This window comes from Nonomuraea mangrovi (assembly GCF_042681425.1).
Lineage (GTDB): Bacteria > Actinomycetota > Actinomycetes > Streptosporangiales > Streptosporangiaceae > Nonomuraea > Nonomuraea mangrovi.
In genome coordinates this window covers 1-20,416 of record NZ_JBHUFV010000051.1, presented here as the reverse complement: position 1 = coordinate 20,416, position 20,416 = coordinate 1, and the positions used below count along the sequence as shown (strand labels likewise).

The window sequence follows — 20,416 nt, the reverse complement described above, 5'->3', positions numbered from 1 at the left end:
GTGGACAGGACCTTCACCGTGGTGGTCTTGCCGGCTCCACCGGGAGGAAGTCCTTCCAGGCTGAGGGAGGCCGGCGGTCGGCGATGGCCGCACAGGGGCGGGAGCCGGTGAAGGTCCCGGTGCTGCCGCTGACCTCGACGTTCCCGAGCGTCAGCGCGGAGTGGCCGCTGTCGGGGTGAAGGGTGCGCCGTGCCCGGGGACGATGAGGTCGGCGACGGCCAGTACGCGCTCCCTGCTGGTCCGGAGGAGACGGCGATCGATGGTGACCGGGTCGTCGGCGGGGCCGTCGGCCCGCCACCACAGGTCGCCCGCGAAGGCCACGACGCCCTGGGCGGTGCCGGCCAGCAGGGTGATGTCCTCGGCGCTGTGGCCGGGGGTGGCGATCAGCCTGATCGACGGGGAGAACGCGTAGCCCTCAGCCTCCCTGCTCGTCCACTCATGACCACGGTAGATCGCCTTGTGGTCGTGGATGCGCGCCTGGCCGAACAGGCCCACGTTGAGGATGTTGTCGGGGTGGTGGTGGCTGAGCACGACGTCGGTGATGTCGTCCGTCTTCAGGCCGAGATCGGCCAGCGCGTCGGTGATCAACGACTGGCTCGCGACCATGCCGGGGTCCACCACGATTCTGAGGTCGCCCTCGGTGACGTAGGACACGGTGGCGGCCACGCCGGGTCCCGTGGAGGTCGTGTATCCGGTGGCCAGGACATGGAAGGCGGCCGAACGGCCGCTGGGTGCGTCGGTCATGGGAGCCAGTCTGGCGAGGCTGGGTCGCCTGGCGACAGTGGCCGGAGTAGCCCTTATCGTGGGTTTCGTGCCAAAGTTCGGATCAGTCGCCGCCTACGCCCCGCAGGGCGCCACCGCGCTGGGGCTGGGCATCGTGAACGAGATCTTCCGCCGCCCCGGCTTCGACTTCGTGATCTGCGCCGAGCGGCCCGGCACGCTGCGCACCGACCTCGGCCTGCCGCTGCCGGTCGAGCACGGCCTGGACCGGCTCGCCGGCGCCGATCTGGTCCTGGCCCTGCCAGGGATGGAGTTCCGCGACGATCAGCCGCCGGCCGTCCTGGCCGCCTTCCGCGCCGCGTACAGCAGGGGAGCGATCATCGCCGCCCACTGTGTCGGCACGTTCCTGCCGGCCGCCGCCGGTCTCCTCGACGGGCTGGAGGCGACGACCCACTGGCGCTTCGCCGCCGATCTCGCCGACCGCCACCCGGCCGTGCGAGTCCGTCCGGAGTCTCTCTACGTCGACCAGGACCAGATCGTCACCGGCGCGGGCGCCGTGGCGGGTATCGATCTCTGCCTCTACCTGATCCGTCGCGAGCACGGCGCCGCGCGAGCCAACGAGATCGCCCGCGACCTGGTGACCACGCCTTACCGCAGCGGCGGTCAACTGCAGTACCTGCCCGCGCCCGTCCCGGACGACGGCGAAGACGAGCGGCTCGCCGAGGTGATCGCCTGGGCCAGGGCCGGCCTGGACCGCCGCATCTCCGTCGACGATCTCGCCGCCCGCGCCCTGATGAGCCGCCGCTCCTTCGCCCGCCGGTTCAAGGCCGCCACCGGGACCACCCCGCACGCCTGGCTGCTGGCCCAGCGCCTGAACCTCGCCGAAGAGCTTCTGGAGACGACCGACCTGCCCGTCGAGCACATCGCTCGTCACGTCGGCTACGGCAGCGCCGCCGTGTTCAGAGAGCGGTTCGCGCTGCGCCGCGGCGTGCCGCCCCGCGACTACCGCAGAGCCTTCAGGCAGCGCTGAGACCTGGAATCGGCAGGCCACGCCGAGGCAAGGCGCGCCCGGGTCGTTGCAGCGCATGCGAGGAGGTGGCCGGCCGTCGAGGCGTAGCCGCCCGGCCTGATCCCCAAGCTGCACCTCGGCCGCAACGGCGCCGCCGGAGAGATCGGCGTGATGAGCGCCTTCGGGTGGTACACCGCGTTGGACCGGTTCTACGCCTACGGCCAGGACGAGGGCTCGACCGCGGAGGCCGCCGAGCGGGTCTTCGTGGCGGTGCGCAGGGGCGACCACAAGGCGGGCGCCATCGTCCGGGACTTCGCCCGCGACCTGGCCAGAGGTGTGGGCGCGGCGATTCTCACCATGGACCCCGAGCTGGTCGTGCTCGGTGGCGGCATGTCAGGTGCTGGTGACCTGCTGGTGGGACCCCTGCGTGAGGAGCTCGCTGAGCTCTGCCTCTTCCCCGTGCGGGTGGAGGCGTCGACGCTGGGCAGCGAATCGGTGGCATTGGGAGCGGTACGGCTGGCGCTCGACCACGTGGAGAGCGCGCTGTTCGACGTGTGACACGGCGGACGTCGAGTGCCGCGGCCGGCGCAGGACCGCCATCGTGCGCACGGGGCTCCGATGTCCCCCGACGGGCAGCCCCGATAGGGCCTCGGCTGTCAGGTCAGGACGCGTTTCACGGTGCTGAAGGGGGTAGTTTCGGCAGAGGGCCGGCTGGTTCACGCAGCAGGCCGCCACCACCTGAGCAGAAGAGACCATGACGTCAACACCGGCCACTCCCACGGCCGCCGAGGTGCGCGAGCTCGCCACCCACGCCGAGGAGCTTGCGGCCGCCATCGACAACCTGGCGGGCGTACTGTCGCAGGCCGACCCCCAGGGCCGGGCCGGATTCCGGCTGCCGGACGCCGCCGGCCTCGTCCGCCAGGCCGCCTACGAGCTGTTGGAGACCGCCTGCGATCTCCGGCCCGCCTACCGGCTGTTCACCTTCTGCAGCATGGGCTGGGGAGTATGCCCCGAACACGGCAGCACCCTGATCGCGGCCGGCGGCACAACCCACTGCGCCACCCCCGGCTGCGGCCGAACGTGGGGTTACCGGCGCGAGATCGCCCCGTGCGCCGAGCTCGCCACCCACCGCCTGATCGACATCGCAGGCGAGACGCTCCTGTGCGCGGGGCATGCCGTCGATGCCCGCAACAGCGGCGGCCGGGTGGAGCCTTTCACGCCCTGAAGGCAGCGGAGACTTCTTCCTCTCCGTGCCCGGCGCCCGGCCGAGGATCTCCGTACCGCGATCCGCGACCTACCCCTGATGGGAATCTCGGCGTCGAACGGCCACGCCGGCGGCCGCGTGGACCGTACCGCTGCTCTGGGACGGTCAGCCCCGGAGCAGTTCGGCGAGCACCTCGGCTTCGCTGATGTCGGGATGCCTGGTCGCGGTGAGCAGTGTCAGAGTTCGGCCCTTGGCGAGGTCGCGCAGGTGCTCCAGCGCGGCCGCGCGCTGGGGATCCTCGAGCTCGGCCCGGTAGCGGAGGCTGAATTCCGCGAAACGCTCGGGGTCGTGGCCATACCACTTGCGCAGTTCCGTGGACGGTGCGACCTGCTTGCACCACTCGTCGAGGTGGGCTTTCTCCTTGGTCATTCCGCGGGGCCAGATCCGGTCGACCAACACTCTGGCGCCGTCAGCCTGCTCCGGAGCCTCGTAAACCCTGCGGACGTGCACCGTCCTCTTGTGTGCCATGGTGGGCCCCCTCGCGAGTGGGTGCTCGGCTTCTTGCGGCATCTGCCGTGGAAACGAGTGATGAGCTCGCCGCTTCGCCCTGCCAGGGGCCTTCCGGCTGGGTCCGCGGCGCGAACGCTTGGCATGTGCGGGTCAGAGGGGTTGCCTCCCACGCTATCCCGTTGTTCGTCACAGCCTGGCCCTGGCACGGCCCTTCACGACGACGGCGATCGCCGCGCTCGACCGGTCGGCGGTCATGCTCGATCGGCGCAGGCGGGTTGGAACGCGCAGGCGCCGGGCGGCGGTCAGCGGGTCAGGAGGCTCCGCAGGGCCTTGATGACCTCGGCGGGGTCCTCCTCGGCCATGAAGTGCCCAGCGGTCACGGTGTGGTGCTCCAGCCGGGGAGCCCAGGCACGCCAGAGGTCCGCGGCGTCGAACCCGAGCATCGCGCCCCAGTCCTGTTGCAGGACGGTGACGGGCATCCGCAGGGTGTTGCCCGCCTCACGGTCGGCCCGATCGTGTTCGACGTCGATGCCGGCCGAGGCCCGGTAGTCGGCGACGATCGAGGGGACCGCCTCGCGGGACGCTTCCAGGTAGGCGGCGCGGATGTCGGCCGGGATGGCGCCGGGGTCGAGGGTCCACGCGTCCAGGAAGTGGCCGAAGAAGGCGTCGGCGCTCGCGCTGATCATCTGTTCGGGCAGGCCGGGGGGTTGCGCCATCAGGAAGAGGTGGAAGCCGACGGCGGCCGAGGTTCCTCGCATGACGTTCCACATGTCCAGCGTGGGCAGGACGTCGAGGCAGGCCAGGTGGGTGACGGTGCCGGGGTGGTCGAGCCCGGCGCGGACGGCGACCAGGGCGCCCCTGTCGTGTCCGGCCAGGGCGAAGCGGTCGTGCCCGAGGGCGCCGGCGAGCGCGACGATGTCGGCGGCCATCGTCCGCTTGGAGTAGGCGCTTCCGTCGGGCTCGGCAGGCTTGTCGCTGTCGCCGTACCCGCGCAGGTCGGGGCAGATGACAGTGTGGTCGGCGGCCAGGTCGGCCGCGACGTGCCGCCACATCAGGTGGGTCTGCGGGAAGCCGTGCAGCAGCACGATCGGGCTGCCCGAGCCGCCCACGGCGACGTTGAGCGCCACGCCGTCCGCCACGGTGATCCGCTGACGGTCGAATCCGGTGATCATGAGGTTCTCCCCTTCGGTTGACAGGAACAGCCTGGGCGAGGCGACTGAGCGCCTGGTCAGCGGCCACTGAGCAGGACGAAGCGCAGCTAGGATGGGAGAAGTGATCGAATTCGGGGTGCTCGGGCCGTTGCAGGCCCTCGACGGGCAGCGGAGGCCCGTCGAGCTCAAGGGGCCCCGGCACCGGGAGCTCCTGGCCAGGCTGCTGATCGCCAGGGGCAGGGTGGTCCCGGTGGACTGGCTGATCGCTGACCTGTGGGACGACCCGCCCGAGGGCGCGCTCGGGACCGTGCAGACCTTCGTGTCCGCGCTTCGACGGGCCCTGGAGCCCGACCGCCTGCCTCGCGCGCCGGCCGAGCTCCTCGTCACGGCCGCGCCTGGGTACGCGCTGCGGGCCGAACAGCAGAACGTGGACGCCTGGCGGTTCGAGAAGGCGGTCGCCTACTCCCGTGAGCTTCCTCCCGAGCGGGCCATGGCGCTCCTCGACGGGGCGCTGGCGCTCTGGCGGGGGCCTGCCTACGCCGAGTTCGCCGACCGGGACTGGGCCCGTGGCGAGATCACCAGGCTCGGCGAGCTGAGGCTCCTCGCCATCGAGCGGCGAGCGGAGGCGGCGCTGGCGCTCGGCCTGGCCGCCGACGTGGTGGCCGATCTGGAAACCCAGGTCGGCGGGCACCCGTACCGTGAGGACGCCTGGCGGCTTCTGGCTCTGGCGCTGTACCGCTCCGGCCGCCAAGGCGACGCCCTCGGCGTGCTCCGCAGGGCCAGGGAGAGCCTGGTCGAGGAGCTGGGCGTGGATCCGGGTCCCGAGCTGCGCAGGCTGGAGGCCGACATCCTGGCCCAGGCTCCGCATCTGGCCCTGCCCGCGCGGGAGGGGCATTCCTCGCCACGCCCCTTCTTCGGCCGGACCGAAGAACTGGCCGCCCTCCAGCGGCCTGCCACCACCCTGGGACTGATCTCAGGCGAGGCGGGAGCGGGCAAGACCGCCCTCGCGGAGGAGCTGGCGCGACGGCTCCGGGCGCAGGGCTGGACCAGCGTCCGGGGAGCCGGCTCCGAAGGCGGTGGTGTGCCGGCGGCCTGGCCGTGGAGCCGGATCCTCGCCGCGCTCGGTGCCGTCGCCGACTTCCCAGCCGACAGGTTCGCCCTGCGCCGTCACGTCGCGGCCGCCGTGGCGCGGGCGGCCGAGCGGGCACCGCTGCTGCTGATTCTTGACGACCTGCAGTGGGCCGGCGAGGAGACGTTGGACCTGCTGGTCTCTCTGTCCGCCGAGCCGCCGCGGGGGCGCGTCCTGATCGTCGGAACCTACCGCTCCACCGAGCTCACTCCTGCGCTGACCGCGGCGCTTGCCAGGCTCGCCCGGGCCGAACCCACCCGGGTCCATCTCGGCGGCCTGCCCGAGGAGGCGGTGGCCGACCTCGTCGCCGCCGTCTCCCACCGGAAACCCGAGCCCGCCTCCATCAAGATCATTTATGGCCGGAGCGCGGGAAATCCCTTCTACGTCCGCGAACTGGCCAGCCTCTATGACGCCGAGGGCGTGGCGGGCCTGTCGGACGTGCCCCACGGGATCCGCGACGTCGTACGCCACCGGCTGTCCGGGCTTCCCGAGCGGAGCCGCGACGTTCTGCGTCAGGCCGCGGTGCTCGGCCAGGAGGCGGATCTCGTGGTGCTGACCGAGTTGACGGGCGACGAGGAGACGGTTCTGCACGCGGTCGAGGACGCGACGCGGGCCGGATTCGTGGTCGAACCAGGGGCCGAACGGGTGGCCTTCGCCCATGCCCTGGTCCGCGACACGCTGTACGACGACATGACCCGCAGTCGTCGGGCCCGCTTCCACGCCCGGACAGCGGAGATCGTCGAGCGGCTCAGGCCGTACGACATCGAGACCATCGCTCACCACTACGTGCGCGCGCAGAGCCGCGCCACCGCGCCGCGCGCCGCCCACTACGCGAGGGCCGCGGCCGAGCGTGCGGAGCGGCGCTTCGCTCCGCACCTGGCGGCGCGGCTGTGGCGGGACGCGTTGGGCGCTCACGACCTTCGGGAGGATCAGGACGTACGGGCGCGGCTGGAGATCGTGATGGGGCTGGTGCGGGCGCTGGCGCTCATCGGCGACCTGGACACCGCCAGGACCTTCCGTGCCCAGGCCCTCGCCGCGATCGGCGAGCTCGACGACCCGGACCTGTCCTCGCAGGTGCTCGGGGCCTTCGACGTCCCCGCCGTCTGGACGACCAACGACGACGAGCCCCTGTCCCGCCGGGTCGTCGCCGCCGCAGAGCGCGCCCTGGCCGCCCTTCCGCCCGAACGGCCGGCCGAGCGAAGCCGGCTGCAGAGCACCATCGCCCTCGAATCCCGGGGCGCCGGCAGCGCGCGAGCGCACGACGCGGCGGCGGAGGCCGAGGCGCTCGCCCGCCGCGCAGGGGATCCGGTACTGCTGGCCTTCGCGCTCAACGGCCGTTACATGCAGTCCTTCCACCGCACAGGGCTGGCCCCCGAGCGGATCGGCATCGGGACCGAGCTGCTGGCTCTGGCCGTTCAGAATGACCTGCCCGGATTCGAGGTCACCGGACACCTGATCCTGCTGCAGGCGCACTCCGCCCTGGCCGACTTCGAGGCCGCCGACCGGCACGCCGCCGCGGCCGACGCCTTCGCCGAGTGGCACGACATCCCCCTGGTCGGCGTCTTCACCCAGTGGTACGCGGCGCTGCGGCTCGCGGTCGAAGGCCGTACGGCCGAAGCCGAGGCCGCCTACCGCTCCGCGGCGTCCCGCCTGAACAGCACCGGCATGCGAGGGATGGCACGTGGTCTGCTGCCTCTCGCGCTGCTCTCTCTCGACAGGGACACGGTGGACTGGAGCGCCGACTTCGGCACCTGCCGCGAGTGGGCGCACGCACTGCGGCTGCTGGTCTCGGGCAGGTCCGAGGAGGCGGCCGTGGCCCTGCGCACGCTCCCGGCCTCGCCGCGCGACCTGCTCTACGAGGCGCGGCTGGCCCTCGAAGCCAGGGTCGCGATCGGCGTCCGCGACCACACCGCGATGAAGCGGCTCAGGCGGGAGCTCCTGCCTGCCGCGAACGAGCTGGCCGGCGGCGGAACGGGGCTGCTCAGCCTCGGTCCCGTCCGGCACTATCTGGACGGGCTCGCGGAGGCGTCGGCCTGAGGCGAGGAAGTTGCGCAACCGCGGTCACAGCAGCCTCATGCCACACCGCACCGCCGGGTGCGTTTGTGCGATCCCCACAACTCCGGCCGCGAAGCCCGCTGAGTCGCCGCCATTCCGATACCGGGGGGCAGCCGACAGTATGTACCCGGTCAGGGCGGGGACGGCCGCCGTGTTCACTGTCTTCGAAAGGCCCGCTCAGTGTTCAGTCGTGTCGCCATCGTCAACCGCGGTGAAGCCGCCATGCGGCTCATCCACGCCGTTCGGGACCTAGCCGCGGAGACGGGGACACGGATCGAGACCGTCGCGCTGTACACGGACTCCGACCGGACGGCCACGTTCGTCCGCGAGGCGGACATCGCCTACGACCTGGGGCTCGCCGCGAACCGGCCCTACCTGGACCACGCTGTCCTGAGGAAGGCGCTGGTCGAGACCGGCGCGGACGCGGCCTGGGTCGGTTGGGGCTTCGTGGCGGAGGATCCGGCGTTCGCCGACCTGTGCGCCGAGATCGGCGTGACGTTCGTCGGCCCGAGCTCCGCGGCGATGCGCAGACTGGGCGACAAGATCGGCTCGAAGCTGATCGCCGAAGAGGTCGGCGTGCCCGTCGCGCCGTGGAGCCGCGGTCCGGTGGACACGCTGGAGGACGCGAAGGCGGCGGCCGACCGGATCGGCTACCCCTTGATGCTGAAGGCGACCGCGGGCGGCGGTGGTCGCGGCATCCGGATGATCTCCGACGCCGACGAGCTGGCCCAGGCCTACGAGCTGACGCGCCAGGAAGCCGCGCGCGCGTTCGGCAGCGGCGTCGTGTTCCTGGAGCGCCTGGTGACGGGCGCCCGGCACGTCGAGGTGCAGGTCATCGCGGACGGGCAGGGCACCGCGTGGGCGCTGGGCGTGCGCGACTGCTCCGTGCAGCGGCGCAACCAGAAGATCATCGAGGAGTCCGCCTCCCCGGTGCTCAACGCCAGGCAGGTCGCCGAGCTGAAGGCGGCGGCCGAGCGGCTCGTGCTCGCGGTGGACTACCAGGGCGCGGGCACCGTCGAGTTCCTCTACCACCCCGGTGAGCGGCTGTTCGCGTTCCTGGAGGTCAACACGCGCCTGCAGGTCGAGCACCCGATCACCGAGGTCACCACCGGCGTGGACCTGGTGAAGGCCCAGTTGCACGTCGCGGCGGGCGGCAAGCTCGAGGGTGACGCGCCCGAGGAGTGGGGTCACGCCGTCGAGGCGCGCCTCAACGCGGAGGACTCCGACCGCGACTTCGCTCCTTCACCGGGCCGGATCGCCCGGCTGGCGCTGCCCAGCGGCCCCGGTATCCGGGTGGACACCGGGTTCAGCGAGGGCGACGTGATCCCCGCTGACTTCGACTCGATGATCGCCAAGATCATCGCGCACGGCCGTGACCGCACGGAGGCGTTGGCCCGCCTGCGCCGCGCGATGACGCAGACGACCGTCATCATCGAGGGCGGCGTGACGAACAAGGGCTTCGTCCGCATGCTGCTCGACGAGCCCGCGGTGATCGACGGGTCCGCCGACACCGGCTGGATCGACCGCGTGCGCGCCCAGGGCGCCCTCGTGTCGCACCAGCATTCCGCGATCGCGCTGATCGCCGCCGCCATCGAGGCCTACAAGGACGAGGAGACCGTCACGCGGCAGCGTTTCCTGGCCACCGCGCACGGCGGCCGACCGCAGTCCCAGCACGAGAGCGGCCGGGCGCTGGAGCTCAAGCTCCGCGACGTCTGCTATCGCGTCCGGGTCGCCCGCACCGGCGGCCACCGCTTCCGCGTCGGCATCTCGGCGGGCGGCCCCGAGCACGCGGCCGATGTCGACATCGAGCGCTTCGACGAGCACAGTGGCCAGATCGTCGTGAACGGCGTCCGCTTCAAGGTCGTCACCAGCACGCACGGCCCGATCCACCTGGTCGAGGTCGACGGCATCACCCACCGGATCAGCCGCGACGAGGGCGGCATCGTGCGCTCGCCCGTGCCCGCGCTCGTGGTGGCCACGCCGCTGCAGGCGGGCGACGAGGTCGAGGCCGGTGCGCCGCTGCTCGTGGTCGAGAGCATGAAGATGGAGACCGTGCTGCGCGCGCCGTTCCGCGGTCGCCTGCGGGAGCTCGCGGTGTCGGTCGGCACCCAGGTGGAGGCGGGCGCCCGCCTGCTCCGTCTGGAGCCGCTGGGCGACGACGACGAGGCGGCCGGTCCCGCGGCCGCGGCGGAGGAGGTCGAGCTGGACCTGCCGCCCGAGCCGGTGGACGTGCCCGCGGCCGAGCGGGCCGCGCGTGGTCTGCAGGACCTGCGCAGCCTCCTGCTGGGCTTCGACATCGACTCGCAGGACGAGAAGCGCCTGCTCGCCACCTACCTGGCCGCACGCGCCGAGCTCGTCGCGGAGGGCGAACACGAGCCGGCCGGTGAGGTCGAGCTGCTGAGCCTGTTCGCCGACCTGAGCGAACTGAGCCGCAACCGGCCCGCCGGTAAGGAGTCACAGTCCGACTTCGCGGTGCACAGCCCCCGCGAGTACTTCCACACCTACCTGCAGTACCTCGACTCGGACCGGTCCGGGCTGTCGGAGAGCTTCCAGCAGCGGCTCACGCACGTGCTGTCCCATTACGGCGTCGAGGGCCTGGACCGCACGCCTGAGCTGGAGGACGCGGTCTTCCGGATCTTCCTGGCCCAGCAGCGCGCGTCCGCCGACGTCGCCGTGGTGACGACCCTGCTGCGCCAGTGGGTGAACGAGGCCCCGCCCGCCGAGGCGGACCGCGTCACCGTCGGGCTGGCGCTGGAGCACCTGGTCGCCGCCACCCAGGTCAGGTTCCCGGCCGTCGCGGACCTGGCGCGCAGCGTCGTGTTCGTCTGGTTCGTCCAGCCGCTGCTGCGCCGTACCCGCGCCAAGGTGTACGCGGCCGTGCGCAAGCACCTGCGCCACCTCGACCAGCACCCGGACGCGCCTGACCGCGCCGAGCGGATCTCCGCGATGGTCGCCAGCGCCGAGCCGCTCGTCCGGCTGGTCGGCCAGCGGATCGGCCGCGAAGGCGTGGACCCCGTGCCGCTGCTGGAGGTGTTGAGCCGCCGCTACTACGGCAGCCGCGCGCTCAGCGACATCCGGGTGAACAAGGTGGCGGGCTGCACGTTCGTCGTCGCCGACCACCGCACCGCGACCGGCGGTGGCCGCGTCGTGACCACCGCGGTCGACTTCCCCGCGCTGGCCGAGGCGGTCAAGGCGGTCGACACGTTCGCCGGTGACGGCGAACTGGTGGCGGACGTCTACCTGACCTGGTCGGACGGTCCGAGCGACCCCGACGAGATGGCCACGCTCCTGCGCGAGGCCCTGGGCGCGCAGCAGCCGTCGAACCGGGTCGGCCGCGTCACCACGACCGTCGCGGGCAACAGCGGCGCCGTGATGCACCACCACTTCACCTTCCGGCCGTCCGCGGACGGCTTCGTGGAGGAACGGCTGCTGCGCGGACTGCACCCGCGCATCGCGGAGCGCATGCAGCTGGAGCGGTTGCGCGACTTCGACCTCACCCGGCTGCCCTCGCCCGACGAGGAGGTCTACCTCTTCAGAGCCGCGGCACGGCGCAACCCGTCCGACGAGCGCCTCGTCGCCCTGGGCCAGGTCCGCGACCTGACCCCGTTGCGCGACGACGAGGGCAGACTCGTCGCGCTGCCCGCGGCCGAGGACACCCTGGCCACGTGCCTCGACGCGATCCGCCGCGCCAAGAAGCCCGGCGCGAAGACGTCCGGCACGAACCGGATAGTCATCTACGTGTGGCCGCCGACCGACCTCTCCCCCGACGACCTGAACACCGTGGCGAAGCGCGTGTTGCCCACGACGGCCGGCGCGGGCCTGGAGGAGGTGCTGTTCCTCGGCAGGCGCCGCGACAGCGCCACCGGCGAGCTCGCCGACATCGCCGTCCGGATCGGCTACGACGTGGGCTCCGGCATGCAGCTGTCCGTCGTGCAGCCGCCGACCGAGCCCGTCGAGCCGCTCGACGACTACCGCCAGGAAGTGCTGCGCGCGCACAGCCGTGGCACGCACTACCCGTACGAGCTCACCGGCATGCTCGCCGGGCCGTTCGGCTCGTTCACCGAGTACGACCTGGACGAGCATGCGAAGCTGGTGCCGGTGGACCGGCCCAAGGGGCGCAACACCGCCGCGCTCGTCGCGGGTGTCGTCAGCACGCCCACACCGCGCCACCCGGAGGGCATGACCCGCGTCGTGCTGCTGGGCGACCCGACGAAGGCGCTCGGCGCGCTGTCCGAGCCCGAGTGCGCGCGGGTGATCGCCGCGCTCGACCTGGCCGAGCGGATGCGGGTGCCGCTGGAGTGGTTCGCGTTGTCCGCCGGCGCCCGGATCTCGATGTCGTCCGGCACCGAGAACATGGACTGGGTGGCGGCCGCGCTGAAGCGGATCGTGAACTTCACCCAGGACGGCGGCGAGATCAACATCGTGGTCGCGGGCATCAACGTCGGCGCCCAGCCGTACTGGAACGCCGAGGCCACGATGCTCATGCACACCAAGGGCATCCTGGTGATGACGCCGGACTCCGCGATGGTGCTGACCGGCAAGCAATCGCTCGACTTCTCCGGCGGTGTGTCGGCCGAGGACAACCACGGCATCGGCGGGTACGACCGGATCATGGGCCCGAACGGCCAGGCGCAGTACTGGGCGCCGGACATCCGCGGGGCGCGGGACGTCCTGATGGCGCACTACGACCACAGCTATGTCGCGCCGGGCGAGAGCGGGCCGCGCAAGACGGTCACCGGCGACCCGGTGGACCGCGACGTGTCGACGTTCCCGCACGCCGTGCCGGGCAGCGACTTCACCACCGTGGGCCAGATCTTCTCCGCCGAGTCCAACCCTGATCGCAAGAAGCCGTTCGACATCCGCACGGTCATGCGTGCGCTGTCCGATCAGGACCACCCGGTCCTGGAGCGGTGGGCGGGCATGGCCGACGCGGACACCGCCGCGGTCCAGGACGTCCACCTCGGTGGCCGGCCGGTGTGCCTGCTCGGCATCGAGTCCCGGTCCGTGCCGCGCCGCGGGTTCCCTCCCACCGACGGCCCGGACACCTACACCGCGGGCACCCTGTTCCCGCGCTCGTCCAAGAAGGCCGCTCGGGCCATCAACGCCGCCAGCGGGAACCGTCCGCTGGTCGTGCTGGCCAACCTGTCAGGGTTCGACGGCTCGCCCGAGTCGATGCGCAAGCTGCAGCTCGAGTACGGTGCGGAGATCGGCCGCGCGGTGGTGAACTTCAGGGGCCCCATCGTGTTCTGCGTCATCTCGCGGTACCACGGCGGCGCGTTCGTGGTGTTCTCCAAGGCGCTCAACCTGAACATGACCGTGCTCGCGGTCGAGGGCTCGTTCGCGTCGGTGCTCGGCGGTGCTCCGGCCGCCGCGGTGGTCTTCTCCCGCGACGTCGACAAGCGGACGGACAACGACCCCCGCGTGCGCGCGCTGGCCGCCCGCGTCGCGGAGGCTCCGGCCGCCGCGCGGGCCGCGTTGGCCGCCGAGCTGGCCGAGCTGCGGTCCTCCGTGCGGGCCGAGAAGCTCACCGACGTGGCCACCGAGTTCGACCGCGTGCACAGCATCCAGCGGGCCGTCGAGGTCGGCTCGGTGGACGCGATCATCAGTTGCGCCGAACTGCGGCCGCGGATCATCGAGGCGATCGAGAAGGGCCTCGCCCGACAGGTCTGACCGGGTGTAGCGCGTCGAAGACGCCGGCGGGCAGCACCGGGACTGTCCGCCCGATCTCAGCGCGGGTCGCTGCCCCTGTCCGGGGTGGATCAAGAAGCCTCACCGGTCTGCCATGATGCAACCGCACTTGGTGATCGTTGGGGCCCCGGGCAGGGCCCGCCGCCCTGAGGAGTTCCCCCATGGACCGCAGACGTTTCCTCACCCTGACCGGCGCCACCGCAGGCCTGCTCGCCGTGGATCTCCCCCGGCCGGCGCTGGCGGCGAGCTACCCGTTCGCCAACGGCGGCGTCCCCGACGAGCTGCATGCCAAGATGGGCGAGCTGGCGCCTTACGGCATCACGGCCGTCGCGTTCACGCGCAGGCAACGACACTGCGCTCACCTACAGCAATGGCCAAACCCGCTGGCTGGAGTTCACCAACACCCCTGGCATCAACGGGACCATCATCGCGGCCACCAGCCCCGGCGGACGCCAAGAGTATGGCTACGACACCGCAGGACGCCTGACCAAGGTGGCCGACACCTACAACGGCACATGCGTCACCCGGACGTACGCGTTCACGGCTAACACCAACCGCAGCCGCCCGGACACCTACAACCCCGCCACCAACGGCAAGTGCTCCACCACGAGCACGCCAACCACCACCACCTACACCTACGACGAGGCCGACCGCCTCACCACGACCGGCTACACCTACGACGCCTTCGGCCGCACCACCACGGTCCCGAAGGCCCACGCAAGCGGCGGCGCTGACCTGACCATCGGCTACCACGCCGACGACATGGTCGCCTCGATGACCCAAGGCACCACCTCACGCACCTTCACCCTCGACCCCGAGGGCAGAATCCGCGCTACCACCCAGACCGGCGGCGCCCGCCCCGGCATGATGGTCAACCACTACGACGGCCAGGACGACGAACCCGTCTGGATCGCCGAAGCCGACGGCTCGTGGAGCCGTCGAGCGACACATCGTGCTGGTCCAAGACGAGACCTCCTGGGACGAGCGGGTGGTCGAACGGCTGCATACCGAACTGAAGGAGCAGACCACGATGACAGTGATCCGCCTTCCCCAGCTCAGAGCGATGATCAAGGACGCGTACGCAGCGGCCGCCACCGCGCCCACTCAGCTTGCGGCCCGCCGCACCTCGGACACGGTCGCTCGCGGCCAGTCGGAAACCGCGCCGCGGACCGGCGATGCGTGACTACAACGGGCGCCTGAGCCGTCTTGCCGCCCATGCCAGCCTGGCTGTGGGGGCACATCCGAGACGTCGTCGACGACCACCTTCAACCGGTTCAGCGCCACGTCCGAGATCCTCCAGCGCCTCAGCCACCCGGCTCCAGCAGCGGCGGCCATCTGACCGCACGCGTTCTGGACTAGTCTCCGGATCATGAAGATTCGCGCGATCGCCGGCTTAGCGGCTGCCGCAGCCCTGTGGCTCGGCGCGACGCCCACGGCCGCCTCCGCCTACCCAGTCAAACAGAAGGTCCTGATCGACAACGTCCTGTACAAACTGGGCAAGATGCCCACGTCCGATTGTGAGGAGCCGCCCGTCAGGAGCGGCGACGCTGCCTCCGTCAAGCGCTACATCGGCGCGGCCATGCAGTGCCTAGAGGCGACGTGGGAGCAGTACCTCGGCGAGACCGGCGTCAGCTTCGAGTCGCCACGGCTGAAGTTCGTGAGCAGTTCCGGCTCCTACTGCGGCATTGGCCGGCGCGAGAGCTCGGTCAGCATCTACTGCGATACCGGCGTCGTCGCCTACAAGCTTGGCAAGGACATCCTGGAGGATCCCTCCGACCTGTGGCTCATGGTCAACACCGCTGCGCTGTACGCCCGGCACATGCAGCAGCTCGTCCTCATTGGCCCCAATGTCGACGGTAGCGGGATGTACGACACCAAGGCTGAGCTCAACGAGCGCCTGCGCCGCTACAGCCTGCAGGCCGACTGCCTGGCCGGTGCCTTCGTCAAGAGCATCTGGCCGCTGAAGGGCAGGTCGAGCAGCGACTGGGCCCACGTCAGGAGCCTGCTCACGGGCGATGCCGCCGGCAGCGAGCGGGTGTACGGGAAGACGGCCAACGTCCGCAAGTGGGCGAACCGGGGCTTCTCCAGCGGTGACGCCGCGTCGTGCAACACCTGGACGGCCGTGTCCTCAGAGGTGGCCTAGGGTCTGTTCCTGGTTGAGATCAGGGGGCAGGTCGGAGGCTACGGATCCACATCAGGGCGCCCCGTAGGTGGAGGCCTGCGAGGTACCTGGTGGGTGTCTTGTCGTAGCGGGTGGCGAGCTCCCGCCAGTCCTTGATCTTGTTGATGCAGCGCTCGGCGGCGCTGCGCTCCTTGTACAACTGGTCGTCGTGATTGAGGGGCCGTCCACCGCGACGGCCTTTCTACTTCCGGCTGGCCGCTTGATCGGCCTTCTCCGGGATGACGGCCTTGATATGGCGTCTGCGCAGGTAAGCGCGGTTGGCGCGGGAGGAGTACGCCTTGTCGGCCGCGACCGCGCCGGGGCGGGTGCGCGGGCGGCCGATCGGGCCGAGCACGCCCTCCAAGACGGCCACGAAGAGCGGGGCCTGTCCGGCAGTGAGCTGGAACGACAGCGGGCGGCAGCGCCGGTCGGCGGCCAGATGCACCTTGCTGGTCAATCCACCGCGCGAGCGTCCCATCTCGGCTGCCTTCAGCAGCGCCCGGCGCCGTCTATGCCGCCGTCGTCGCTCCTCGCGCGCGGGGTCCGGCTTGGTCTCAAAGGCGGCGGTGTTCGGCTGGTCGACCGCGGGGACGGCTGCGTCGACGATCGTTCCGGCGCCATCAACCCGCCCCGCCCGCCCGCGGCTGGACGCTACGGCCGCTGGCATGCGGTGGTAACAGTGACGGCGGCTCGGCCGATGCAGCGGCGTGAGGCATTTGAGGCGGACCTACGAAGGCGGGCGCATGCGGGCGGTGAACGTGCTGCCGAAGAGCGTGCCGACGCGGGGTCAGCATGACGGCGCTACTGCGCACAAACGCAGACCGGCAGTTGTGAACTTGGCCGAGATGGCGGCGCGGCGGCTGCCGCGTCCGATTAGCCCATGAGGAAGGGACGCGACGGTGCCTATTGATCTCAATCTCGTGGGGGTCAACCGGCGTGAACCGCTGTTGCGCCCGCGAGAGATCTATGCGGCGCTGTCTCCCGCCCTGGCCCTATCTTCGGCATGAGCAGGGCGAGGTCCTCGAGGCATGGTTCGAGCGCCGGGACAAGCGGGACATCGTCATCAAGCAGAACACCGGCGGCAGGAAGACGGCCGTCGGCCTGCTGATCGCTCGAAGCACTCTTAACGAGGAGCTGGGGCCCGCGGTCTACCTGGCCCCGGATCGTTATCTGGCCGCTCAGGTGCGCGCCGAGGCCGCCCAGATGTGGTTGGCAGTGACCGAAAGGTTCGATGACCTGGCGTTTCGCAGCGGCCAGTCGATGCTCGTGACCACCTTTCAAAAGCTCATCAACGGCCAATCCGTCTTCGGGGTAGTCGGCGATCATCGCGACAAGCTGCAGATGGGCATCGTCGTGGTCGACGATGCCCATGCCGCGCTCGCCACCACCGAGGCCTAGTTCCGGCTCAGCATCCCGTCCGGCCACACCGCCTACGACGACCTCCTCGACGAATTCGAACGAGACCTTCGGGCGCAGTCTCCCAAGGCATGGGCTGACCTGGAGACCGACGATCCCACCGCCACGGTGCCCGTCCCCTTCTGGTCCTGGACCGCTCGGCAGGACAGAGTCATGCAAATCCTGCATCCGTGTGCCGGAGACGATGACTTCAAGTTCACCTGGCCGCTGATCGCTGATGTGCTGGACCTGTGTGCCGTCACCGTGACCAGTACCTGCATCCAGATAAGCCCGCCATGCCCACCCATTGCGATGATTTCAGCCTTCGCGACGGCGCGCCGCCGCGTCTATCTGACCGCCACTCTCCAACGACAGCATCCTCGTCACCGATTTCAACGCCTCCCCCAAGACGTCGCCCAACCCGTCACCCCAGGAAGCGCCGCCGACCTGGGCGACCGCATGATCCTCGCGCCGATCGCGCTGAATCCCAACCTCGATCCGGAGGCCGTGCGCGTGCTGGCTCGCCAGTACGCCGACGGTGATCGCGACGGAGACGGCACCCCAGATGCCAAGCCCATCAACGTGGTCGTCCCGGTGCCTAGCAACCGCGCCGCCGCCCCTTGGCGCTCACACGCCGCTCACGTATGGCGCGCACCTGGCCGAGCGCGGGTCGGCACCCGGCCCGCTGTTCGTCACCCGCACCGGCGCCCGGCTACAGCGCTCCTACGTCCTGGACCTGCTGCAGCGGCTCGCAGGGGCCGTCGGCGTCCCGGACCCGCACACGCTCACCCCGCACGCCATCCGGCACAGCGTGGCCACCGCGCTGCTCCACGCCGGCGAACCACTCGACGTGGTGCAGGCCCTGCTCGGCCACGCCGACCCTCGTACCACCCAGGCCTACCTACACGTCGACCAACTGGACCGCAGCCCCGCCCACCGCGCCGGACGCCGCCTGGCCACCGTCGTGGCCCTACGTTTCCAGCCGCGCGGCGAAGGGGCGCAATCTCGCGCTGATCGAGCCGTTAACTGGACAGACCCGGGCGAGGCTGAACTCGTGCAGCGAGCCCTCACCGCCAATGGCCTGCTCATCGCGTTCGGCGGCGCGGCGGGAGGGTGCCTGCCAGCTCCAGCCCAGCCGATGCAACTGCTGCGGCAACGGATCCTGCTTTCCTAAGCACGCACTGTCACCACCTCATTCGTGCCAACAGTGGCCGATCATAAAAGGCTGGCGGCGCAGCAAGGGGTGTGGTTGTGCTTCGAAGACGAGGCCGGCCAGACCTTGAGGTCTCCCGGGGTCGCACCTGGGGGCGTAAGGGGCACACGCCGGTCGTGTCGCTGCCTGTCAAGGGCACTGGGCGGGTATCGGTGGCAGGTCTGATCGCCACCCGCCCCGGGCGCCTGCCGCGGTTGATTTACCGGATGCGGCAGCACCGCAGATGCAAGGGCGAACGGCGAGGGTTCGCCGAGGCCGATGTTCGATGCGGCCCATTAGCAGCTCAGCGGGCCGCTAGTGGTGGTGTGGGACAACCTCAACACCCACACCTCGGCGCAGATGAGACAGCTGATCGCCTCGCGTCCCCGGCTGACGGTGTTCTACTTGCCTGCCTACGCTCCGGAACTGAACCCGGTCGAGGGCGTGTGGGCGCACATGAAGAAGAGCCTGGCCAACCTCGCCATCCGGACCGTCGACCAACTGATCGTCGTGGTGAAGAACCGGCTCAACCGCATGCAGTACCGGCCAGCCCTCATCACCGGCTTCACCGCCAAGACCGGCCTGGACGTCCACCCACCGTAACCTCAGCCATTAAAGCTCTCTCGACTAGTTACTGTAGCTATCACGACGCCTGCTGGAAAATGCAAAAAATATTCTTCAGCCGGAAATCGTCGTAGATGTCACCTGGGGTGGGATTCGCGGACGGAGCCGCATTGACCTGCAGCTCATTGTTGCCGTCCAGAAGGGGACCGCCGGAGATATTGATCGTTTGCATGTACCAATGACTCGCGTTGGCCCCGGGATAAGGGTCGATCCGTCCGATGAATTTATTGTTCAGCCGGACTTCAGCTCCGTTCGAACCCGTGAGGCCTCTAACCATGAAGACCAGGACGGCGTGCCCGTTCCTGTGACGACCGCCGGTTGAAAAGGTTTGCTCCCAAACGGGTTGGCCATCTCCGATATCAACTCCCGTTTCAACACCATGCACCCATTGAAAATCGCAGAGAATAGTCAATTTCGATCTCCTCCCGTGGAACGGCACGTAATGCCCCTGGGGTTCGTGTCAGGTAATTCCTCAGTCCTGGCCTTGATCCATATCTAGCGAGTGTCGGGGTGTTTTGTCGAAGCGGCGCGCCGGGTCTTTTCGCCTTGACGAGGTGGCCAGCCTTGTTGGGCAGCGGAGTTTACGCAGATCCGCCAGGACTTGAGCTGGTCGTTCGCGCGTTCTCCAGGGCCGTGCAGGCGAGCAATACGCGAGGCACGCCCGATCTGATCATGTGCGGGCTCGACCTGGACCTCATGCACGAATGTCTCAACATCCTCGGCGAGGCCGAGCGCGCCCCCGCCCCCGAGCAGCGGCGTGACGACGTGTTGGAAGGCCATGCCGTCTTCGTCAAGACGGTCGATCCGAGCTGGCACCCGATCCTGCTCGGCTCCACCTCCAGCTTCTATCAGCATGCTCCGATGGAAGTCCTGCAGGTCGTGTGGCCAAAAGCGCTGACCCGGGGCCGGCTGACCGGCGCCGACTACGCCTACTTCCACCTGGGCGGCCTGCGCGCGGCCTCGGCTCTGCTGGTGGAGACCCAAGGCAAGATCGGCATCGCCGGAGACTGGGGTGGCGGGCATGCGGCCTCGGCTGACGGGATGCGTTTTGCGGTGCCGCTGCGCTCGATCCATACCCGGCCCAATCGCAAGTACTTCGGCTCCGGCCGCGGCGCCACCTGGCTGAACGTCGTCTCCGACCGGGTGATGGGCCTGGGTGGCATTGTCATGCCCGGCACGCTGCGCGACTCGCTGGGCATCTCGGATGCGGTGTTCAACCTCGACGGCCCTGCTCGCCCCGAGATCGTGATCACCGACACCGCCTCCTACAGTGACCTGGTGCTCGGGTTGTTCTCGATCTGCGGTTATCAGTGCTCCCCCCGCATCGCCGACATCTCCGATGCCCGGCTGTGGCGCTTCGACCTGGGCGCCGACTACGGGCCGCTGGAACCGGTCTCGCGCCAGCGCATCCAGGCCGAGCGGATCAGCGCTCACTGGGAGGACATGCTGCGCGTGGCCGGCACCTCGTGGCCCAGCGCCTGGCCGCCGCCGGTGTGCAAGAGCAGCTCGCGTCCGCGCTAAGGCCTGTCTGATAATTCGGTTTGGCGGAGCCACAGCATGAGGGAAGCGATGGTGACG

At 70.2% G+C, this 20,416-nt stretch carries 15 protein-coding genes and 2 pseudogenes; 11 read left to right on the top strand and 6 right to left on the bottom strand.

The features are described from left to right. Positions 1 to 150 precede the first annotated feature (150 nt). Positions 151 to 744 carry an MBL fold metallo-hydrolase gene (locus ACFSKW_RS34330; protein ID WP_379576956.1) on the bottom strand — a complete coding sequence of 198 codons (594 nt, stop codon included), beginning with the start codon at positions 742 to 744 and terminating at the stop codon, positions 151 to 153. 67 nt (positions 745 to 811) lie between these two features. On the opposite strand from ACFSKW_RS34330, the gene ACFSKW_RS34325 reads away from it, so the two are divergent. From ACFSKW_RS34325 to ACFSKW_RS34315, 3 genes are all read left to right on the top strand, one after another. Further along, entirely contained in the window at positions 812 to 1,750 is a 939-nt protein-coding gene (locus tag ACFSKW_RS34325; RefSeq protein ID WP_379576954.1) for a GlxA family transcriptional regulator, read from the top strand. A 150-nt stretch (positions 1,751 to 1,900) separates the two neighbouring features. Beyond that, positions 1,901 to 2,287, top strand: coding sequence for an ROK family protein (locus ACFSKW_RS34320; RefSeq protein WP_379576952.1), 387 nt, complete (start codon positions 1,901 to 1,903; stop codon positions 2,285 to 2,287). Between the two features lie 196 nt (positions 2,288 to 2,483). Next, positions 2,484 to 2,954, top strand: coding sequence for a hypothetical protein (locus ACFSKW_RS34315; protein WP_379576951.1), 471 nt, complete (start codon positions 2,484 to 2,486; stop codon positions 2,952 to 2,954). A gap of 144 nt (positions 2,955 to 3,098) precedes the next feature. On the opposite strand, the gene ACFSKW_RS34310 is transcribed toward ACFSKW_RS34315, so the two are convergent. Beyond that, complete coding sequence (locus tag ACFSKW_RS34310) at positions 3,099 to 3,461, bottom strand: DUF488 domain-containing protein (RefSeq protein ID WP_379576949.1); 363 nt, start codon at positions 3,459 to 3,461, stop codon at positions 3,099 to 3,101. Positions 3,462 to 3,745: 284 nt separating this feature from the next. Next, positions 3,746 to 4,615: an alpha/beta fold hydrolase gene (locus tag ACFSKW_RS34305; RefSeq protein WP_379576947.1), complete on the bottom strand. Its 870-nt coding sequence runs from the start codon at positions 4,613 to 4,615 to the stop codon at positions 3,746 to 3,748. A 100-nt stretch (positions 4,616 to 4,715) separates the two neighbouring features. On the opposite strand from ACFSKW_RS34305, the gene ACFSKW_RS34300 reads away from it, so the two are divergent. The 4 genes from ACFSKW_RS34300 to ACFSKW_RS34285 all read left to right on the top strand — a co-directional run bounded on the left by ACFSKW_RS34300 (position 4,716) and on the right by ACFSKW_RS34285 (position 15,609). Beyond that, entirely contained in the window at positions 4,716 to 7,760 is a 3,045-nt protein-coding gene (locus tag ACFSKW_RS34300) for a BTAD domain-containing putative transcriptional regulator (RefSeq protein ID WP_379576945.1), read from the top strand. A gap of 198 nt (positions 7,761 to 7,958) precedes the next feature. Continuing rightward, positions 7,959 to 13,448 (top strand): ATP-binding protein, encoded by a 5,490-nt coding sequence (locus ACFSKW_RS34295; RefSeq protein ID WP_379576943.1) that lies wholly within the window; start codon positions 7,959 to 7,961, stop codon positions 13,446 to 13,448. 303 nt (positions 13,449 to 13,751) lie between these two features. Further along, positions 13,752 to 14,666 (top strand): hypothetical protein, encoded by a 915-nt coding sequence (locus ACFSKW_RS34290; RefSeq protein ID WP_379576941.1) that lies wholly within the window; start codon positions 13,752 to 13,754, stop codon positions 14,664 to 14,666. A 169-nt stretch (positions 14,667 to 14,835) separates the two neighbouring features. After that, positions 14,836 to 15,609 carry a neutral zinc metallopeptidase gene (locus ACFSKW_RS34285; protein ID WP_379576939.1) on the top strand — a complete coding sequence of 258 codons (774 nt, stop codon included), beginning with the start codon at positions 14,836 to 14,838 and terminating at the stop codon, positions 15,607 to 15,609. A 19-nt stretch (positions 15,610 to 15,628) separates the two neighbouring features. Here ACFSKW_RS34285 and ACFSKW_RS34280 read toward each other — a convergent pair. Then, positions 15,629 to 16,156, bottom strand: a pseudogene (locus tag ACFSKW_RS34280) (IS5 family transposase); the annotation flags it as partial. Positions 16,157 to 16,593: 437 nt separating this feature from the next. On the opposite strand from ACFSKW_RS34280, the gene ACFSKW_RS34275 reads away from it, so the two are divergent. Together ACFSKW_RS34275 and ACFSKW_RS34270 are read left to right on the top strand one after the other, a co-directional pair. After that, positions 16,594 to 17,025 carry a DEAD/DEAH box helicase gene (locus ACFSKW_RS34275; RefSeq protein WP_379576937.1) on the top strand — a complete coding sequence of 144 codons (432 nt, stop codon included), beginning with the start codon at positions 16,594 to 16,596 and terminating at the stop codon, positions 17,023 to 17,025. A 562-nt stretch (positions 17,026 to 17,587) separates the two neighbouring features. Next, a pseudogene (locus ACFSKW_RS34270) lies at positions 17,588 to 17,923 on the top strand (tyrosine-type recombinase/integrase); the annotation flags it as partial. A gap of 69 nt (positions 17,924 to 17,992) precedes the next feature. Here ACFSKW_RS34270 and ACFSKW_RS34265 read toward each other — a convergent pair. Then, positions 17,993 to 18,166, bottom strand: coding sequence for a winged helix-turn-helix domain-containing protein (locus tag ACFSKW_RS34265; RefSeq protein ID WP_379577311.1), 174 nt, complete (start codon positions 18,164 to 18,166; stop codon positions 17,993 to 17,995). A gap of 408 nt (positions 18,167 to 18,574) precedes the next feature. Here ACFSKW_RS34265 and ACFSKW_RS34260 point away from each other — a divergent pair, with 408 nt between their 5' ends. After that, positions 18,575 to 18,817 (top strand): transposase, encoded by a 243-nt coding sequence (locus ACFSKW_RS34260; RefSeq protein WP_435192270.1) that lies wholly within the window; start codon positions 18,575 to 18,577, stop codon positions 18,815 to 18,817. A 40-nt stretch (positions 18,818 to 18,857) separates the two neighbouring features. Here the strand turns inward: ACFSKW_RS34260 and ACFSKW_RS34255 are convergent, their stop codons facing one another. Next, positions 18,858 to 19,250, bottom strand: a complete 393-nt coding sequence (locus ACFSKW_RS34255) for a hypothetical protein (RefSeq protein WP_379576933.1) — start codon at positions 19,248 to 19,250, stop codon at positions 18,858 to 18,860. Between the two features lie 221 nt (positions 19,251 to 19,471). Here ACFSKW_RS34255 and ACFSKW_RS34250 point away from each other — a divergent pair, with 221 nt between their 5' ends. Beyond that, positions 19,472 to 20,359, top strand: a complete 888-nt coding sequence (locus tag ACFSKW_RS34250; RefSeq protein ID WP_379576931.1) for a DUF4262 domain-containing protein — start codon at positions 19,472 to 19,474, stop codon at positions 20,357 to 20,359. Positions 20,360 to 20,416 lie beyond the last annotated feature (57 nt).

Coding starts and splice junctions, on each gene's coding strand:
- ACFSKW_RS34260 (WP_435192270.1), top strand. CDS start 18,575: ATGAGACAGCTGATCGCCTCGCGTCCCCGGCTGACGGTGTTCTACTTG.
- ACFSKW_RS34290 (WP_379576941.1), top strand. CDS start 13,752: ATGCCAAGATGGGCGAGCTGGCGCCTTACGGCATCACGGCCGTCGCGT.
- ACFSKW_RS34285 (WP_379576939.1), top strand. CDS start 14,836: ATGAAGATTCGCGCGATCGCCGGCTTAGCGGCTGCCGCAGCCCTGTGG.
- ACFSKW_RS34310 (WP_379576949.1), bottom strand. CDS start 3,461: ATGGCACACAAGAGGACGGTGCACGTCCGCAGGGTTTACGAGGCTCCG.
- ACFSKW_RS34275 (WP_379576937.1), top strand. CDS start 16,594: ATGCGGCGCTGTCTCCCGCCCTGGCCCTATCTTCGGCATGAGCAGGGC.
- ACFSKW_RS34315 (WP_379576951.1), top strand. CDS start 2,484: ATGACGTCAACACCGGCCACTCCCACGGCCGCCGAGGTGCGCGAGCTC.
- ACFSKW_RS34330 (WP_379576956.1), bottom strand. CDS start 744: ATGACCGACGCACCCAGCGGCCGTTCGGCCGCCTTCCATGTCCTGGCC.
- ACFSKW_RS34320 (WP_379576952.1), top strand. CDS start 1,901: ATGAGCGCCTTCGGGTGGTACACCGCGTTGGACCGGTTCTACGCCTAC.
- ACFSKW_RS34305 (WP_379576947.1), bottom strand. CDS start 4,615: ATGATCACCGGATTCGACCGTCAGCGGATCACCGTGGCGGACGGCGTG.